The 17,734-nt window shown below is 39.3% G+C and carries 12 protein-coding genes; all 12 read left to right on the top strand.

What is annotated here, in order from left to right; genetic code table 11:
• Positions 1-171 precede the first annotated feature (171 nt).
• Positions 172-2,409: a TonB-dependent receptor gene (locus CBW18_RS04500; RefSeq protein WP_088300075.1), complete on the top strand. Its 2,238-nt coding sequence runs from the start codon at positions 172-174 to the stop codon at positions 2,407-2,409.
• 4 nt (positions 2,410-2,413) lie between these two features.
• A complete protein-coding gene (locus tag CBW18_RS04495; protein WP_088300073.1) occupies positions 2,414-4,717 on the top strand; it encodes a glycoside hydrolase family 3 N-terminal domain-containing protein in 2,304 nt (767 codons plus the stop codon).
• A gap of 81 nt (positions 4,718-4,798) precedes the next feature.
• Positions 4,799-5,686 carry an alpha/beta hydrolase gene (locus tag CBW18_RS04490; RefSeq protein WP_088300072.1) on the top strand — a complete coding sequence of 296 codons (888 nt, stop codon included), beginning with the start codon at positions 4,799-4,801 and terminating at the stop codon, positions 5,684-5,686.
• Between the two features lie 21 nt (positions 5,687-5,707).
• On the top strand, positions 5,708-8,161 hold the full coding sequence (locus CBW18_RS04485) for a glycoside hydrolase family 3 N-terminal domain-containing protein (protein ID WP_088300071.1): 2,454 nt from the start codon (positions 5,708-5,710) through the stop codon (positions 8,159-8,161).
• Positions 8,162-8,418: 257 nt separating this feature from the next.
• Positions 8,419-8,850: a GNAT family N-acetyltransferase gene (locus CBW18_RS04480; protein WP_088300070.1), complete on the top strand. Its 432-nt coding sequence runs from the start codon at positions 8,419-8,421 to the stop codon at positions 8,848-8,850.
• A 9-nt stretch (positions 8,851-8,859) separates the two neighbouring features.
• The gene (gene pgk, locus CBW18_RS04475; protein WP_088300069.1) at positions 8,860-10,053 is read left to right on the top strand and encodes a phosphoglycerate kinase; all 1,194 of its coding nucleotides are present in this window, start codon (positions 8,860-8,862) and stop codon (positions 10,051-10,053) included.
• A gap of 746 nt (positions 10,054-10,799) precedes the next feature.
• A complete protein-coding gene (mraZ, locus tag CBW18_RS04470) occupies positions 10,800-11,267 on the top strand; it encodes a division/cell wall cluster transcriptional repressor MraZ (RefSeq protein ID WP_088300068.1) in 468 nt (155 codons plus the stop codon).
• Entirely contained in the window at positions 11,257-12,162 is a 906-nt protein-coding gene (gene rsmH / locus CBW18_RS04465) for a 16S rRNA (cytosine(1402)-N(4))-methyltransferase RsmH (protein ID WP_088300067.1), read from the top strand. Before mraZ ends, rsmH begins: the two co-directional genes overlap by 11 nt.
• On the top strand, positions 12,159-12,581 hold the full coding sequence (locus tag CBW18_RS04460) for an FtsL-like putative cell division protein (protein WP_029282973.1): 423 nt from the start codon (positions 12,159-12,161) through the stop codon (positions 12,579-12,581). The genes rsmH and CBW18_RS04460 overlap by 4 nt, the downstream gene beginning before the upstream one ends.
• Positions 12,571-14,667 carry a penicillin-binding protein gene (locus tag CBW18_RS04455; protein ID WP_088300066.1) on the top strand — a complete coding sequence of 699 codons (2,097 nt, stop codon included), beginning with the start codon at positions 12,571-12,573 and terminating at the stop codon, positions 14,665-14,667. The genes CBW18_RS04460 and CBW18_RS04455 overlap by 11 nt, the downstream gene beginning before the upstream one ends.
• A 256-nt stretch (positions 14,668-14,923) precedes the next feature.
• Positions 14,924-16,381 carry a UDP-N-acetylmuramoyl-L-alanyl-D-glutamate--2,6-diaminopimelate ligase gene (locus CBW18_RS04450; protein WP_088300065.1) on the top strand — a complete coding sequence of 486 codons (1,458 nt, stop codon included), beginning with the start codon at positions 14,924-14,926 and terminating at the stop codon, positions 16,379-16,381.
• Entirely contained in the window at positions 16,381-17,628 is a 1,248-nt protein-coding gene (gene mraY, locus CBW18_RS04445; RefSeq protein WP_029282979.1) for a phospho-N-acetylmuramoyl-pentapeptide-transferase, read from the top strand. Before CBW18_RS04450 ends, mraY begins: the two co-directional genes overlap by 1 nt.
• Positions 17,629-17,734 lie beyond the last annotated feature (106 nt).

Here is a 17,734-nt window from a genome sequence, read left to right as displayed (position 1 = left end):
ATGAATTAATGACTTCTAAAATTAATAATTTGTTTTTCTTAATTAAACATATTAATATTGCTTCATAATGAAGCAATGATAAATATGCTGATTTATGCTAACCAATATCGCTTTCCTTCATTTTTTTGCTAAAAACTATTATAAATATTACATACTTAATCCGAGTTGGCTATGAGCACCCTAAAGAATACCCTGGTATTAATACTTTCTGTATTATGCATTTCGTCTTATGCGCAGGAAAAAATAAAAAGAGATTCTATTCCACAGAAAAAAATAGGAGAGAAAAAAGAAGAGGATAATAGAAATGTGATGCTGAATGCCGCAAATAATACTGGTCCGAGGGATGTCAATATCGGTTTGCCATCAACGGTAGGCGGCATTACCATTCAGGAAAATAACCTGCCTGTCGTTTACTTTTTCTGGCCTGAATTGCCTAACAGAACCTGGCGCCAAAGTGTGAGCCTGCAAAAAACAGGTTTATTAAAAATAGGAGAATCAGTGATTACCACAGGTGATCTGGGTTTTGCGGTTAATTCCTATACAAAACTGGGTACACCAAAATTAGAAGTTGTTGGTAATTTATCTGGCAGCCATTATGGTTGGTTAAAAGGGGATGTAAATGTTTCGGGGCCAATGTCAAATGGTTGGTCATATGTTGCCGGCATTTACCAAAACTATGATCCCAATTCTTTTGACGTGCAATTTTCCAATTATTCGGATAAAACACAAATTTATCGTGCCGGGTTAACCAAACGATTCAAAAAAGATAAAGGTGAGATCAGTTTTCTGTATAAATATGCCAATTCCATTTCGTTAACCAATTATGCCGTGTTTAAATATAAAGAAAACGGGCAGGTTGAAGAGCTGGATAACTTTAGAATTGGCAGGGATTCTTACATCATCAATGATGGGATCATGAAGTTTAAGGATATCCGTACAGGTGCGTTTTCTTTTAAGAATGAAGGTGGAAATGATGCTGCATCAAGCTCTCACAGTTTTGATGTGCTTGGAAATTACAAGCTCAAAAACGACTGGAAATTTAATTTCAGTACGCGTTTAAGATTTGCGAAAGCTACAACGCTAACCAATATTCCTTTAGGCATTCTTCAGGCTGGATCAAACGATGGCTTTTCTTATGTAAACAACGGACAAGCATATACCGGAAACGTAAATTCTATGCTAGGCTTATCTACACCAAAAACGCCTACCCAAACTTTTCTTTCAAGATTTGAATTAACAAAAAAAGTAAATGACCACAATTTAAGACTAGGGTTAACCGAATATTATTATAATGTGGATCAATACACTTCCAGCCGGTCATTCTATTATCAAACCGTTTCAGCTAACCCGGAAAAGCTGGTACGGAATACACCAGGCGGAACTTCAAATACAGATGCCGATGGTTTTTACAACTATAATGTTGGCGGAGAATATCATGATGGCTATGAAAATAAATTGTCTACCTATTTTTCAGACAACTGGAGCATTTCAGATAAATTCTCTCTCAACTATGGCATTAATTTAAGATACCAGAAATTAAGCGGAAATTATTACCAAACACCACGTACCGCAGGCTTTGTATTCGATCCTACACAAACAAGCCCAATTAATAACAACTGGTTCCATTTTGGGGGATCAGTAAATGCCGTTTACAAAATTACCAATAGGCTTGGCTTACTGGCTGATTTTACCTATGCGGAGAATAACGGCCGACTGGAAAGCTATTCAGGTGCGGTAGTGCCAAACATGTCTAAAACTAAAAGTCCGCTGGGTGCTTTTGGTATTTACTATAATCACGACAAATTTAGTGTCGTTTCTCAGGCTACTTATTTAACCAGAAACAATTACTTCTCTCGTTTAAACCTGGTGAATCCAGGCAATGCCAGCGAGTCGCAGGTGGCGACAGTGAACTATGACATACAAACATTGGGTTGGACTACCGACATTGTAGCCAATCCGTTTAAAGGTTTCAATATCCACTATCTCGTTACTTTTCAAAATCCAATTTATAAGAATTACAACTTCACCGCCTTTGGAAATAACTACTCATACGATAATAAAAACGTACTGGAGATTTCTAAAGTGTTAATGGAGATTGATCCAAGTTATACCTACAAAGATTTTAAAGTTTGGGCCAGTTTTCGCTATTTCAGCAAGCAATTTGCTAACTTAACGAATGCACTTTACTTTGCTGCACGCTGGGAAACCTTTGGTGGTATAAATTATAAGGTGAACAAACATTTTGACTTCGGTGTAACTGCAGTTAACTTCTTAAACCAGACCGGTGCGAAAGGGACCATTAACGGTGCCGAGTTAATTACAGATGCATCTGCTTATTACAACCAGATTTTAGTAGGTTCCTATATCCGTCCGTTTACCGTTGAGGCCTCATTAAATTTCAAATTCTAACCAAATGAAGAAAATTACAGTAACCCTGTCTATAGCCCTGTTGACGAATTTTTCATTAAATGCGCAACAGTTCTCCATCGTTAAAAATAACCGTGGTGCCATGCTTGGCTATTCCACCAGTTCGGGTGTTAAAATATTATCGGTTAACGGATTAAAGTTTAAAGATCTAAATCAAAACGGCAAACTAGACCGGTATGAAGACTGGCGTTTAACCGCAGATGAAAGGGCAAAAGACCTGGCTTCGAAAATGACGGTAGAACAAATTGCCGGCTTAATGCTTTACAGCAGGCACCAGGCATTGCCGGCAGGTGTAGCCGGATACAATATGGGTACTTACGGTGGTAAGGTGTTTCCGGAGAGTAAGGCGAAGGCATCAGATTTAACTGATCAGCAAAAGCTTTTTTTAAAAAATGATAACCTGCGCCATGTCTTGTTAACCAGTGTGCAAACGCCGGAAATTGCAGCCACCTGGAATAACAATGTTCAGGCTTTTGTTGAAGGCATTGGTTTAGGCATCCCGGCAAATAACAGTTCGGATCCGCGGCATACCGCAATAGCCACAAGTGAGTTTAATGCTGGTGCGGGTGGTAAAATTTCCATGTGGCCTGATGGTTTGGGCATGGCGGCAACCTTCGATCCGGAAATTGTGGAACAGTTTGGTCAAATCGCAGCGAAAGAATACCGCGCCCTTGGCATTGCAACGGCATTGTCTCCACAGATTGATCTTGGAAGCGAACCCCGCTGGTATCGCATTGCAATGACTTTTGGCGAAAGCCCGTTATTAACCACAGATATGGGGCGCGCCTACATTGATGGTTTTCAAACTTCTTATGGAAAAGATGAAATTAAGGATGGCTGGGGTTATCAAAGTGTAAATGCAATGGTAAAACACTGGCCAAGTGGCGGGGCAGAAGAAGGGGGCAGAGACGGGCATTGGGCTTATGGAAAATTTACGGTTTACCCCGGCAATAATTTGCAGCAACATATTGATCCCTTTGTAAATGGTGCTTTTAAACTAAAAGGAAAAACAGCAAAAGCATCAGCAGTAATGCCTTATTATACCATCACTTTTGATCAGGATAAAAAGTATAAGGAAAATGTAGCCAATGGCTTCAGTAAGTATATAATTACCGATTTATTGAGAGATCAATATGGCTACGATGGCGTAGTATGTACCGATTGGCTCGTTACTGGTGATGAAGGAAAAACGCCAAATCTTTTTGCCGGTAAACCCTGGGGTGCCGAAGCTTTAACCATTGCCCAGAGACATTATAAAGTTTTAATGGCAGGCGTAGATCAGTTTGGCGGTAATAATGATCAGAAACCTGTTTTGGAAGCCTATCAAATGGGCATAAAAGAATACGGCGAAAAATTTATGCGGGCCCGTTTTGAAAGGTCTGCCGTGCGCTTACTTAAAAACATATTCCGTGTCGGGCTCTTTGAAAACCCTTACTTAAATGTAGCCGAAACCAAAGCAATTGTTGGCAATGCTGAATTTATGAAAGCAGGATATAACGCACAGTTAAAATCTGTTATACTGTTAAAAAATAGTGCTAACGTACTTCCGGTAAAAACAAAACAAACGGTTTATATCCCCAAAATATACACTGCGGCCACCAAAGACTGGTGGGGCATTTATACGGCTGCAAAGTTTGAATACCCGGTTAATATAGAACTGGTTAAAAAATATTACAACGTAACAGATGTACCTGATCAGGCAGATTTCGCTATCGTATTTGTAAGCAGTCCGCAAAGTGCTGAAGGTGGTTATGATATCAATGATCGCAAGAGTGGCAGTAATGGTTATGTGCCCATCAGCTTGCAATACGGAACCTATACTGCAGAAAGTGCCAGATCCAAAAGCATTGCTGCCGGCGATCCTGTAATCGACCCAACTATTAAAGACCGGAACTATAAGGACAAAACGGTTACTGCATCCAATACCATGGATTTGCGGACCATTCTCGATACCCGTGAAATGATGAAAGAAAAACCGGTTATCGTTTCAGTTACCGCTTCAAAACCGATGATTTTTAATGAGTTTGAGAAAAGTGTAAATGGCATTGTACTGAATTTTGGTGTTTCCACACAAGCTGTTTTAGATATTATTTCAGGCAAAACTGAACCATCAGGTTTGTTGCCTTTGCAAATGCCGGCAAATATGGCAACCGTGGAAAAACAGAAAGAGGACGTCCCGTTTGATTTAATTCTATATCAGGATACAGATGGGAACCGCTATGATTTTGCTTATGGCTTAAACTGGAAAGGCGTAATCAAAGATGCAAGAACAGAAAAATATAAAAAATAACGAACAGAAATTTTATGCTGATGCTATCTCATTTAAGATAGTGCTTTGAAATTTAGATTGACAATAACAAAATAGAATCCCATGAAAAATAAAATCCCCTTATTACTACTTACCGCCCTTGGCTTTTCTTTCTCCATTCAGGCACAGGAAGTTATAAAACTCTATAACGGCAAGGCGCCAGGGTCTGAAAACTGGAAGCAGAAAGAAGCACAGGTTTATTCCGAGCTCTTTAAAACAGAAGTGGTTTACAATGTGACTGATCCCTCGGTTTTGGTTTATAAAGTGCCCGAAGGTGTGAAAAATACAGGTACAGCCATGGTAATTGCACCTGGTGGTGGTTTCCAGAGTCTATCCATCAACAGGGAAGGGATAGATTTAGCCAAAAGATTGAGTGAAAAGGGAATTACTGCTTTTGTTTTAAAATATCGTTTACTCGAAACCATTTCGAATGATCCTGCAAAAGAAATGATGGATAAACTGAAAGACCGGGCTGCTTTCGAAAAAAGTACTGCACCATTAATTGAAATGTCGTCACAAGATGGAAAAAAAGCCCTTCAGTACGTTTATGAAAATGCGTCAAGATATGGTATTAAAACCAATCAGATTGGCATTATTGGCTTTTCCGCAGGCAGTACTGTTGCCATGCAAACCGTATTGAACAATAACGGCAACTTCGTTCCAAATTTTGCGGCGTCCATTTATGGTGGTGTTTCTGCAGCACTGTTACAAAAGCCTTTACCTAAACTCAGCACTCCTTTATTTGTATGTGCCGCAACAGATGATCAGCTAAAACTTGCACCCAGAAGTATTCAGTTGTATAATAAATGGCTGGAAGGTGGTTACCCGGCAGAGTTGCACATGTATGAAAAGGGTGGTCATGGCTTCGGAATGGGAAAGCAAAATCTGCCTGTTGATAGCTGGGTTGACCGGTTTGAAGACTGGTTAAAATATCACAAATTATTAAACTAATCATAGCCAAATAGATAAAATATGAAAAAGCATCACGTAAATCAGAATTTAAAGCTATCGCTGATGGCAGCATTGGTATTTTCAAATCTTTCCTGGAAAAATGCATCCCCGAAACACACAGAAAAACCACTTAGGATTACCATAAATGGTTTTACTTTCGAAGATTTAAACAGAAACGGAAGGTTAGACAAATATGAAGATTACCGTTTACCGGTCAGTGAGCGCATTGATGATTTGATCAGCAAAATGACTGATGAAGAAAAAGCATCTATGTTAATGGGCACAGGCATGCCTGGTTTTGATGGTTTAACACCAGTGGTTGGTGCAATAGAAGGTCGTGTTCCGGGAGCAGCCGGTGGCACCTATGCCATCAAGCGTTTAGGGATTCCGGAAATTATTGTAGCCGATGGCCCTGCCGGATTACGCATTAAACCCATTCGTGAAAAGGATAAGAATACCTATTACTGTACAGCTTTTCCGGTGGGCACTGCGCTCGCCTCTACCTGGAACCCGGCATTAATCCAGATTGTTGGTAAAGCCATGGGAAATGAAGTGAAAGAATATGGGGTAGATGTGCTGCTGGCTCCTGCCTTAAATATTCACCGCAATCCTTTAAATGGCCGGAATTTTGAATACTACTCCGAAGATCCATTAGTGTCTGGTAAAATTGCTTCAGCCATGGTAAATGGCATCCAGTCTAACGGTGTAGGGACATCCATTAAGCACTTTGCCGCTAATAATCAGGAAACCAATCGCCTTTCTATTAATGAACACATTACCGAAAGAGCCATGCGTGAACTTTACTTAAAAGGCTTTGAAATTGCTGTTAAAGAATCCAATCCCTGGACAGTGATGTCATCTTATAACCTGATTAACGGAACTTATACTTCAGCAAGAAAAGATTTGTTAACAGATATTCTTCGCGATGAATGGGGCTTTAAAGGAATTGTAATGACGGATTGGTTTGGTGGTTACGCTGGATTTAGTTCATTGCAAGGTGGTACCAGTAATGTTGTTGCCCAGCTTGAGGCAGGAAATGATTTATTAATGCCCGGCCTCCCTGCACAGAAAAAAGCCATTCTTGAAAATATGAAAAATGGTAAACTTTCAAAAGCTGTAGTAGAAACAAACATTAAAAGAATTTTGGAGCTGGTCTTCAAATCTCCAACCATGGCGAAATATAAATATACTGATCACCCGGATTTAAAAGCTAATGCTGAGGTGACCAGGAGTGCGGCTGCCGAAGGCATGATTTTATTGAAAAATAATGATCATTTATTGCCTTATCAGACCAAAGGAAAACCAATTGCAGCTTTTGGGGTAACCTCATACGATTTCATTTCGGGCGGAACCGGAAGTGGTGATGTGAATGAATCTTATACGGTTTCCTTGATCGAGGGGCTGGAAAAGGGCGGATATAAATTGGATGATGAGCTTAAAACGTTATACACGCCATTTGCAGCAAAAGAAAAGGCAGCAGAATTGGAAAGCCGTAAAAAACGGGGAATTCTGGCATTGCCGCAAAGATTGCCCGAGCTGGATTTAAATAAAGAGCTGATTGCAAAAAAGGCAGCATCAACTGAACTGGCGGTGATCACTATCGGAAGAAATTCTGGTGAGGGAGGCGATCGTACTGTAGATAATGACTTTAACCTGGCTGCGGATGAGGTAAACCTAATGAATAATGTAACTGAAGCTTTTCATGCAAAAGGCAAAAAAGTGGTGGTAATTTTAAATATTGGCGGCGTGATTGAAACGGCTAGCTGGAAAGATAAAGTAGATGCCATCTTATTGTCCTGGCAGCCTGGTCAGGAAGGTGGAAACTCTGTAGCTGATATTTTTAGTGGTAAAGTAACACCTTCAGGGAAATTAACCATGACTTTCCCGGTGAAATATGAAGATACGCCCTCAGCCAAAAACTGGTTAGGTACACCTGCATCCAACCCTGAAAACGTAACTTATGCCGAAGGTATTTATGTAGGCTACCGTTATTTTAATACCTTCAAAGTAAAACCATCTTTTGAGTTTGGTTACGGATTATCTTATACCCGTTTTGAATATGCCAACCTAAAATTAAGCAGCAAAACTTTCGAAGGAAAATTGACGGCTTCAGTTACCGTTAAGAACACGGGAAAGGTTGCCGGGAAGGAAATTGTACAACTCTATCTTTCAGCACCACATCAAGACGTTGATAAACCGGCAGAAGAATTAAAAGCATTTGCTAAAACAAAGTTGTTAAAACCTGGTCAGTCAGAAACTGTTCAACTTACACTGTCTCCAAAAGATCTCGCTTCGTTTATGGAAAGCAGAAGTGCATGGGTAGCTGAAGCAGGAACCTATAAAGTTAACATTGGTACCTCATCATTATCAATAAAACAATCTGCAGAATTTTCTTTGGCTAAAGAACTGGAAGTAGAAAAAGTACACAAAGCTTTTACATTAACCACACCGGTTAACGAACTGAAAAGTAAATAAATTTAAGGCAGTCATAGAATCCTTTTCATGGGATTTTATGACTGCTTTTTCAAAAAGATGCATTATTCGCTCATCTAAACATATTCCTGACATCCTCGTCAATACCACAATTTGCTGGTGATAATAAAAGTCATTAACAAAATTCTTACCTCAATTTTAATCAGGTTTCAAATGCTTTGCTAACTTTGCCAAGGCTCTTGAAAAACATCCTTGTATTTGCCTTGTAAGTAAGTACAACACTTTTGTTAAAGTAAAATATGGTTAAATTCATTCTTCCTGAAGAAGTTCTCCCGCTAAGAAGCCTGATGTTGAGAAATGGTAAGCCATTGAATGAATGTGTTTTTGATGGAGATCAAGCCTATGATACCTTTCATCTCGGTTACGTGGAAGATGATCAAATCCTTTCTGTAGCTACCTTTATGCGGAATGATTTTTTTCCGGAAGATGGTGAAGGTTATCAACTCCGCGGAATGGCTACACATCCTGATTATGGTGGCCGGGGTTACGGCGCAGCATTGATTCATTTTGCGGTCGAATATCTGAAAGAATATCATACCGATTACCTTTGGTGCAATGCAAGATCTGCCGCTGTAACTTTCTATAAAAAAATAGGCTTTATCAATGAATCACCTGAATTTGACATTCCAGGCATTGGTTTCCATTATGAAATGCGACTAAAACTAAAATAATATATAAACATGAAAACAATCGATCAGTTAAATTTTAAAGATAAAAAAGCGCTTATCAGGGTAGATTTTAACGTGCCTCTTGATGAAGAATTTAAAATTACCGATGATAAAAGAATGCGTGCGGCATTGCCAACCATCACTAAAATTTTAAATGATGGCGGTTCTGTTGTGTTAATGTCTCACTTGGGCAGACCAAAAGATGGCCCTACTAACAAATACTCTTTAAAACATATTCTGGGCGACTTATCGCGGATGCTTGATCTGGAAGTGAAATTTTCTGCCGACTGTATTGGTGAAGATGCTGTTAACCAGGCAAAAAATCTTTTTCCGGGTGAAGTGCTGTTATTAGAAAATCTCCGCTTTTATAAAGAAGAAGAAAAAGGCGATGTAGCTTTTGCCGAGAAATTATCTCAACTGGGTAGTGTATACGTGAATGACGCATTTGGTACGGCTCACCGTGCACATGCTTCTACTTCAATTATTGCCCAGTTTTTCCCTGATGCGAAATACTTTGGCTATTTAATGGCTTCGGAAGTAGAAAATGCAGAGAAAATCTTAAACCATGCAGAACGTCCTTTTACTGCGATTATGGGCGGCGCAAAAGTTTCGGATAAAATCTTATTAATCGAAAAGTTACTGGATAAAGTAGATAACCTGATCATCGGTGGCGGTATGGCCTATACTTTTGCTAAGGCACAAGGTGGCGAAATTGGTACTTCGCTTTTGGAAGCGGATAAGCAAGAACTTTCATTGGAGTTAATGGAGAAAGCAAAAGCTAAAGGCGTAAATTTAATTTTGCCTGTAGATACGGTAATCGCTGATAAGTTTGCGAACGACGCTAATAAGAAAGATGTAGATTCTGGTCAGATTCCTGCTGATTGGATGGGATTAGATATCGGTCCGAAATCAGTTGCATTATTTCAGGATGTGATTAAGAACTCTAAAACTTTATTATGGAATGGTCCGATGGGTGTTTTTGAAATGGAAAATTTCCAGGTCGGTACAAAAGCAGTGGCTGATGCTGTGGTGGCTGCTACAACTGAGAATGGTGCCTTTTCATTAATTGGGGGTGGCGACTCTGCTGCTGCAATTGCTAAATTCGGTATGGAAGATCAAGTTAGCTACGTATCAACAGGTGGCGGTGCTTTATTAGAATATATGGAAGGTAAAGAATTACCTGGCGTTAAAGCAATTAACGGATAGTTAATTTAGTTATCGGATGGATAATATGTTATATTCATCCGATAACTATTTAAAAATCTGGCTTAGCTTCATTCTCTTTAACACACTCATCCCTTCTCATTTCGCTTAGCTCCAAAAACAATTTCTTTTAATCTTCTAGAATAAGATGCATGGTCTTATGCTTTCTCTCATTCCTTATATAGTGATATTTGACAGATGTCATAAGGGGGAAAAAATAAAATTCCTATAAGTTTTTATCTATTATTTCTTTGGATTTAATTTTTTTGGAAAAAAGCCTGGGTATAAGATCTAAATAAAATTTCTAAGGTATTATTAAATCGTTAGTCTTGAAATGACCTCAAGTAAGGATTACTAATATCATTTCGCTTCAAAGTAATAATTACGGCCATAAAATTATATAGAAGTTTAATCTGAATTTCCATCAAAAAAAATATCTTCCAATCGATATTGATCAGGATCATTTAGCCAATTTGTAGCCTTACTCATGCATTTCGGAATTAATTAGCCTAAATTTGGAGCCAAGAATTAAATTTTGGGCTTGTTTCCCACTTCAATAAACCAATGTTTTTAAAGTGCTGATTATTAGTGTTTATGGTGGGTTATGTATATCGCTCAACATATTTTTTGATTCAATGAGTATGCTTTAATGTAACAAAAAAGATGTTGAAAACTTTTTTGTGGTAAAATGTGGTAAAAAGTGGTAGAACTCTTTACTTTTACACTAGATAAAAAGTGTAGATACCACTATGACCCAACTTTTAGGAGAATTCGATTGTAAACTTGACGCAAAGGGACGCCTTATGGTACCCGCTGCGCTTAAGAAGCAATTGCCTGATGCCGAGAAGGAAGGGCTTATTATTAACCGTGGTTTCGAAAAAAATCTGGTGATCTATCCTAAGAATGTTTGGGATGCCGTTGTGGCCGATCTGGCCAAGCTAAATATTTACGATCAGGAAAACCGTGCTTTTGTTCGGGCTTTTACCCGTGGTGCCACCGAGCTTTCGCTTGATGCGGCTGGTCGTGTATTGCTGCCTAAATCATTGGTAGAGTATGCGGGTATTGGTAGTGATCTGGTCTTAGCTTGTCAGTTAGACCGGATTGAGGTTTGGGATAAAAAATCTTACGAAGATATTTTTGATGACGTGCCTGCAAACTTTGCAGATCTTGCTCAAAAGGTAATGGGTAATAAGAAAGGAGGCGTTGATGGAGAATAATTACCATGTTCCGGTGATGTTGCAACCTTGTATTGAGGGGCTTAATATTAATCCTGACGGGGTTTATGTTGATGTTACTTTTGGTGGTGGCGGGCATTCGAGAGAAATTTTAAAGCATCTCAGTGATAAAGGTAAATTGATTGCTTTTGATCAGGATCCTGATGCGCAACAAAATATTCCGGATGATAAACGATTGGTTTTTATCGATCAGAATTTCGGATTTCTAAAAAATAATCTTCGTTTAAACGGTGTAAGGCAGGTTGATGGCATTTTGGCTGATTTAGGGGTTTCATCTCATCAGTTTGATGTTCCTCAGCGTGGGTTTTCGATCCGGCACAATGCCGATCTGGATATGCGGATGGATCAGCACCGTCATTTAACGGCTGCAGAAGTGTTAAATACTTATACTGAAGATAAACTTCATAAAATTTTTGGGATATACGGAGAGGTTAAAAATGCAAAATCATTGGCGCGTGCTATTGTAACTGCTCGTTTGGAAATGCCATTTGCAGATATTGATAGTTTAAAGGCTGCTATTTCTGCCTACATCCCGAAAGGAAAAGAAAATAAATACCTGGCGCAGGTTTTTCAGGCTTTACGTATTGAAGTGAATGCCGAAATACAAGTGCTGGAAGATTTTTTACAGCAGGCTGCCGATGTTTTAAAGCCTGGTGGCAGACTGGTGGTGATGTCTTATCATTCATTGGAAGACCGGCCGGTAAAGAATTTTATGGCAAAAGGTAAATTTCAGGGAGAGGTTGAAAAGGATTTTTTTGGAAATCAACAGAAGCCTTTTAATGTGGTTACGCGTAAAGCTGTTGTAGCTTCGGATGAGGAAATTGTGCTGAACAACAGGGCTAGAAGTGCGAAATTGAGAATAGCAGAGAAGATATGAACAAGTTCAGGGAAGATATAGAAGAAGAGGAGATCGGACCTGAGCCGGAGCTAAAGGCTGCGCCTAAAAAACCAAAAACAGCTGAAGAAAAAATGGATAGCAATTCGTTTATCAGTAAGCTTTTTAATGATGGCTTGGTATCAAAAGAGGCGGCAACAGATGCTTTGCCTTATTTGTGTTTTCTGGCTTTTTTGGGGATGATTTACATTGCCAACAGCCACTTTGCGGTAAATAATGTTCGCCGTATTGATAAGTTAAATAAAGAAGTAAAAGAATTAAGATGGGAGTATAAATCGTTAAAGGCAGATCTGATGTTCAAGAGTAAGTTGACAGAAGTAGCCAAAAAGGTAGATACCCTCGGAATAAAGGAACTGATTGAACCACCAAAAAAAATAATTGTTAAAAGCGATGAATATTAGAGCAAACATCTTGCTTCGCGTATACCTGGCATTTGGCTTAATTGTGCTTTTTGCTTTTGCGGTGTTTTTACGCCTCGGTCAGGTGCAGTTTGTGCAAGGTAAAAAATGGAAGGCAATGGCTGATAGCCTGTCAACACGCTATGTTAATGTAGAGGCTACCCGCGGGAATATTTATTCTAACGACGGGAGTTTGCTGGCTACATCTGTTCCGGAATACGAACTTCGTATGGATATGTATGCAGGTGGAATTGCAGATGATAAGGTTTTCAATGAAAAGGTCGATTCTCTGGGGCTCAAATTGTCGCAGATTTTTAATGATAAAACCGCTAAGGATTATGCCCGGATGCTACGTAAAGGCAGGCAAGATAGCGCCAGGTATTTATTGATTCACCGTAAAGTGGGGTATGCCGATCTGAAAACGATCAGGACTTTTCCGCTTTATAACATTGGTAAATTCAGTGGTGGTTTAATTGCTGTGCAGCAGAACAAGCGAATTCTTCCGTTTCAGGCACTGGCTGCCCGTACCATTGGTTATAAAAATGAAAATGTCGCCAACGGTGTAGGTTTGGAAGGTGCTTATAAGGAGTATATCAATGGCGAAACAGGTAAGCGATTAATGCAGCGGATTGCCGGAGGCGTTTATATTCCGGTAAATGAAGAGGCTGAGGTGGCACCGAAAGATGGCGCGGATATTATCTCCACCATTGATGTGAATATGCAGGATCTGGCGCAGAGTGCGCTTGAAAAACAACTGATTGCCTATGATGCAGATCATGGTGCGGTGATTGTAATGGAAGTGGCCACAGGAGAAATCAGGGCAGTAGCCAATTTCTCTAAAGTAGAAGAAGGTGTTTATAAAGAGAAGTTTAACTATGCCATAGCTGGTAATCAGGATCCTGGTTCAACTTTTAAACTGGCTTCCTATATGGCTTTGCTGGAAGATCAGTTAGTGGATACGAATACCATGGTAGGCACAGGAAATTATAAGATTCCTGGGCATATGATTAAAGATTCGCATGGAAGTATTGGGGTTGTTACGGTTAAGAAAGCTTTTGAGCAATCATCAAATGCCGCAATCGCCTACCTGATCAATAACCGGTATGGTGAAAATCCAAAACGTTTTACGGACCATCTGTATAACTGGCATTTGAATGAAAAGCTGGAATTGCAGATTCCCGGAGAAGCAAAACCTGTTATTAAAAATCCATCAAATAGAAGCTGGGGGAAAATGACCCTCCCGCAAATGGCTTATGGTTATGAAATGCAGCTTACGCCCTTAAAAATGCTGTCATTTTATAATGCGGTGGCCAATAATGGTAAATATATTGCACCAATTTTTGTAAAGGAAGTCAGGAGACTTGGAAATCCGATTGAACAATTTAAAGCCAGGGTGATCAATGATAAAATATGCTCGGATGTAACCTTAAGTAAAATAAAGAAAATGCTCGAGGGTGTGGTGACTGAAGGTAGTGGAAAGCAATATGTACGCAACCCTTTATATAAAATTGCAGGTAAAACGGGTACCGCACAGGTAGCGGATGCCAATAAAGGTTACAAAGCTAAAAAGCAATATCAGGCTTCTTTTGTTGGGTATTTCCCTGCCGATAAGCCTAAATATTCGATGATTGTCGTGATTAATGATCCCAGAGGTGGATATTATGGTGCCTTGGTTTCCGGACCAGTGTTTCGTGAAGTAGCTGACCGGATTTATGCCAGTGATATGCAGATGTACAATGATATGCCGACAAGGTTAGTTGGGAACACTGGTAATCCACCAACAAAAGCTGGGCAAAGTAAAGCTACGCAAAAGGTATATAAATCATTTGGTTACAAACCGTTGTTTGCATCTAAATCGGAGTATTATAACATCATTGATACCAGTGCAGGAGCCGTTTACCAGGAAAATACAGAACGAAGAGGAGTCATGCCAAATGTGGCAGGAATGGGTTTGAAAGATGCACTATACCTTTTGGGTAATGCAGGCTTAAAAACGAAAGTGGCAGGTTCCGGTAAGGTCATCAGCCAGTCCATCGCCGCCGGCCCTAAAGTAGGAAGAGGTTTAGGCGTACAGATAGAGTTGAATTAAATGAAATGATTGAATAATAGAATTTTGAATGAGTGAGTGCTAAAGGCGATAGCCACATTCCTTTATTCTCTAATTAAATGAAATAATTGAATGATAGAATTTTGAATGAGTGAATGTTAGAGGCGATAGCCACATTCTTTTATTCTCTAATTAAATGAAATGATTGAATGATAGAATTTTGAATAAGTGAGTGCTAAAGGCGATAGCCACATTCTTTTATTCTCTAATTCAATCCTTCTCTAATTAAAAAAACAAAATGCAATTACAAGATTTACTATATGGCGTAACGATTAAAGAATTGGTTGGGAAAACCGATAGGGAAATCAATGCGCTCCACTTTGATTCACGCAAGGTTGGTAAAGACGATGTTTTTTTTGCAGTAGTGGGAACGCTGGCTGATGGCCATCAGTTTATAGCGCAAACCCTTGCGCAGGGAGCAACTGTAATTGTATGTGAAAATCTTCCTGAAGTTCATGATTTTACCGTCACCTATATTAAGGTAGAAAATACGGCTGTAGCTTTGGGTATTATGGCAGGTCATTATTTTGGTAATCCTTCTGCCGATTTAAAGCTGATTGGCATTACTGGAACAAATGGTAAAACCACCATTGCCACTATTCTATTTAAATTATTTAAAGATTTAGGCTATAAAACCGGATTAATTTCAACGGTAGAAAATTATATAAATGATACCGTTATACCGGCAACACATACTACTCCAGATCCGATTGCGCTTAACCAGTTACTAAGTGATATGGTAAACGCCGGATGTGATTATTGTTTCATGGAAGTGAGTTCACATGCGGTTTCTCAACATAGAATTGAAGGTTTAAGCTTTTCAGGAGGTGTGTTTTCTAATCTGACCCATGATCACCTTGATTTTCACAAAACTTTTGAAAGCTATTTAAAGGCTAAGAAATCCTTTTTTGATATGCTTCCAAAGTCAGCCTTTGCACTGACCAACATTGATGATAAAAATGGTTTGGTGATGCTGCAAAATACAAAGGCGCATAAAAAAACTTATGCCTTGAAACAACTGGCAGATTTTAAAGCTAAAATTGTGGAGAACGGTTTTAGCGGATTGCACCTGGATATCGACAATGAAGATGTGTATTTCAAGTTGATTGGTTCATTCAATGCCTATAATTTATTGGCGGTATACGGAACAGCCATCTTGCTGGAACAGGATAAATTGAAAGTATTAACTTCTTTAAGTCGTTTAACCGGCGCTGAAGGTCGTTTTGATTATATTGTTTCTTCAGATAAAATTATTGGTATTGTAGATTACGCCCATACACCAGATGCGGTTCAAAATGTATTAGGCACAATTGCAGATATCCGCAAGGGAACAGAACAGGTAATTACGGTAATTGGTTGCGGTGGTGATCGGGATAAAACCAAACGACCGGTGATGGCACAGGTGGCCTGCGATTGGAGTGATAAAGTGATTTTAACTTCTGATAATCCAAGAACGGAAGATCCTCAAAGTATTATTACAGAGATGGAAGCAGGTGTTTCACCTACCAATAAACGTAAAACCTTATCCATTTTAGACAGAAGGGAAGCCATTAAAACAGCCTGTCATTTGGCAAAAAGCGGTGATATTATCCTCATCGCCGGAAAAGGACATGAAAAATACCAGGAAATTAATGGCGTAAGGAACCATTTTGATGATAAAGAAATTTTACTAGCACAACTAAACCCGAACAGCTAATGTTATATTTATTATTCGAATACTTGCATAAGCATTATGACATTCCTGGATTAAGGTTGTTCCAGTATATCACGTTCCGTGCGTCGATTTCTATTATTTTGTCTTTGGTCATTACAACCGTTTACGGACGGAGGTTAATCGATTATCTCCATAAAAAGCAAGTTGGAGAAACGGTTAGAAATCTTGGTTTGGAAGGGCAGATGCAAAAACAAGGCACTCCAACGATGGGAGGGATTATCATCTTGTTGGGGATTCTGATTCCAACTTTATTGTTTGCCAATATTTCCAATATCTATGTGATCCTGATGATCATTACCACCATCTGGATGGGTGCAGTTGGTTTCCTGGATGATTATATTAAGGTTTTCAAAAAAAATAAAGAAGGTTTAGCGGGCAAGTTTAAGGTTGTTGGGCAAGTAGGTTTAGGTTTAATTGTTGGTACGACGATGTATTTTCATCCCAATATTGTGGTGAGAGAAACGGTTCAGGATGATGTAAAAGTGACCTCGCCGGCCCCGATGGTATTGCGTCAGAAAGGGGAGACTTTTTACTATACACAAGATGTGAAATCGACCAAAACCAACATGCCTTTTTATAAGAATAATGAATTTGATTACGCAAAGGTATTGAAGTTTTTAGGTGGTGATTATCAAAAGTTTGCCTTCATCATCTTTTTGCTCATTACCGTTTTCATTATTACGGCGGTATCAAACGGAGCCAATATAACTGATGGGATAGATGGCTTAGCCACTGGAACATCCGCTGTCATCGGGATTACCTTAGGGATTTTGGCTTATGTTTCGGGTAACACGGTAATGGCCGATTACCTGAACATCATGTACATTCCAAATTCAGCAGAGCTGATGATTTTTGCAGGCGCATTTGTTGGGTCTTGTGTAGGTTTTCTTTGGTATAATTCTTATCCGGCTCAGATTTTTATGGGCGATACCGGAAGTTTGGCCATTGGAGGAATCATCGCTTCCTTCGCTTTAATGATCCGCAAGGAACTGTTGATTCCGGTTCTATGCGGCGTTTTTTTGGTAGAATTGGTGTCTGTCATTATGCAGGTATCGTACTTTAAATACACGAAGAAGCGGTTTGGAGAAGGCCGCAGGATTTTTCTGATGTCGCCTTTGCATCACCACTATCAAAAAAAGGGATATCATGAGGCAAAGATTGTAACGCGCTTCTGGATCATCGGAATCATGCTGGCCATCATCACAATAGTAACGTTAAAATTGAGATAAACCTAGGGCGGAAGGCTTCAAGATAGAAGGTAAAAAAAATGCTAGCCTTCTTAAATAAATAAAGATTAATAAAAAATTGGCTATTAAGCTTCTTGACTTGATACTA

Source organism: Pedobacter sp. AJM, from assembly GCF_002197755.1.
Lineage (GTDB): Bacteria > Bacteroidota > Bacteroidia > Sphingobacteriales > Sphingobacteriaceae > Pedobacter.
Note: the sequence above shows the minus strand (reverse complement) of the source record. Positions and strands in the feature narration are given on the sequence as shown.

Bases quoted from the DNA above. Each gene is read 5' to 3' on its own strand.
- CBW18_RS04500 (WP_088300075.1), top strand. From the start codon at position 172: ATGAGCACCCTAAAGAATACCCTGGTATTAATACTTTCTGTATTATGC.
- CBW18_RS04495 (WP_088300073.1), top strand. From the start codon at position 2,414: ATGAAGAAAATTACAGTAACCCTGTCTATAGCCCTGTTGACGAATTTT.
- CBW18_RS04490 (WP_088300072.1), top strand. From the start codon at position 4,799: ATGAAAAATAAAATCCCCTTATTACTACTTACCGCCCTTGGCTTTTCT.
- CBW18_RS04485 (WP_088300071.1), top strand. From the start codon at position 5,708: ATGAAAAAGCATCACGTAAATCAGAATTTAAAGCTATCGCTGATGGCA.
- CBW18_RS04480 (WP_088300070.1), top strand. From the start codon at position 8,419: ATGGTTAAATTCATTCTTCCTGAAGAAGTTCTCCCGCTAAGAAGCCTG.
- pgk (WP_088300069.1), top strand. From the start codon at position 8,860: ATGAAAACAATCGATCAGTTAAATTTTAAAGATAAAAAAGCGCTTATC.
- mraZ (WP_088300068.1), top strand. From the start codon at position 10,800: ATGACCCAACTTTTAGGAGAATTCGATTGTAAACTTGACGCAAAGGGA.
- rsmH (WP_088300067.1), top strand. From the start codon at position 11,257: ATGGAGAATAATTACCATGTTCCGGTGATGTTGCAACCTTGTATTGAG.
- CBW18_RS04460 (WP_029282973.1), top strand. From the start codon at position 12,159: ATGAACAAGTTCAGGGAAGATATAGAAGAAGAGGAGATCGGACCTGAG.
- CBW18_RS04455 (WP_088300066.1), top strand. From the start codon at position 12,571: ATGAATATTAGAGCAAACATCTTGCTTCGCGTATACCTGGCATTTGGC.
- CBW18_RS04450 (WP_088300065.1), top strand. From the start codon at position 14,924: ATGCAATTACAAGATTTACTATATGGCGTAACGATTAAAGAATTGGTT.
- mraY (WP_029282979.1), top strand. From the start codon at position 16,381: ATGTTATATTTATTATTCGAATACTTGCATAAGCATTATGACATTCCT.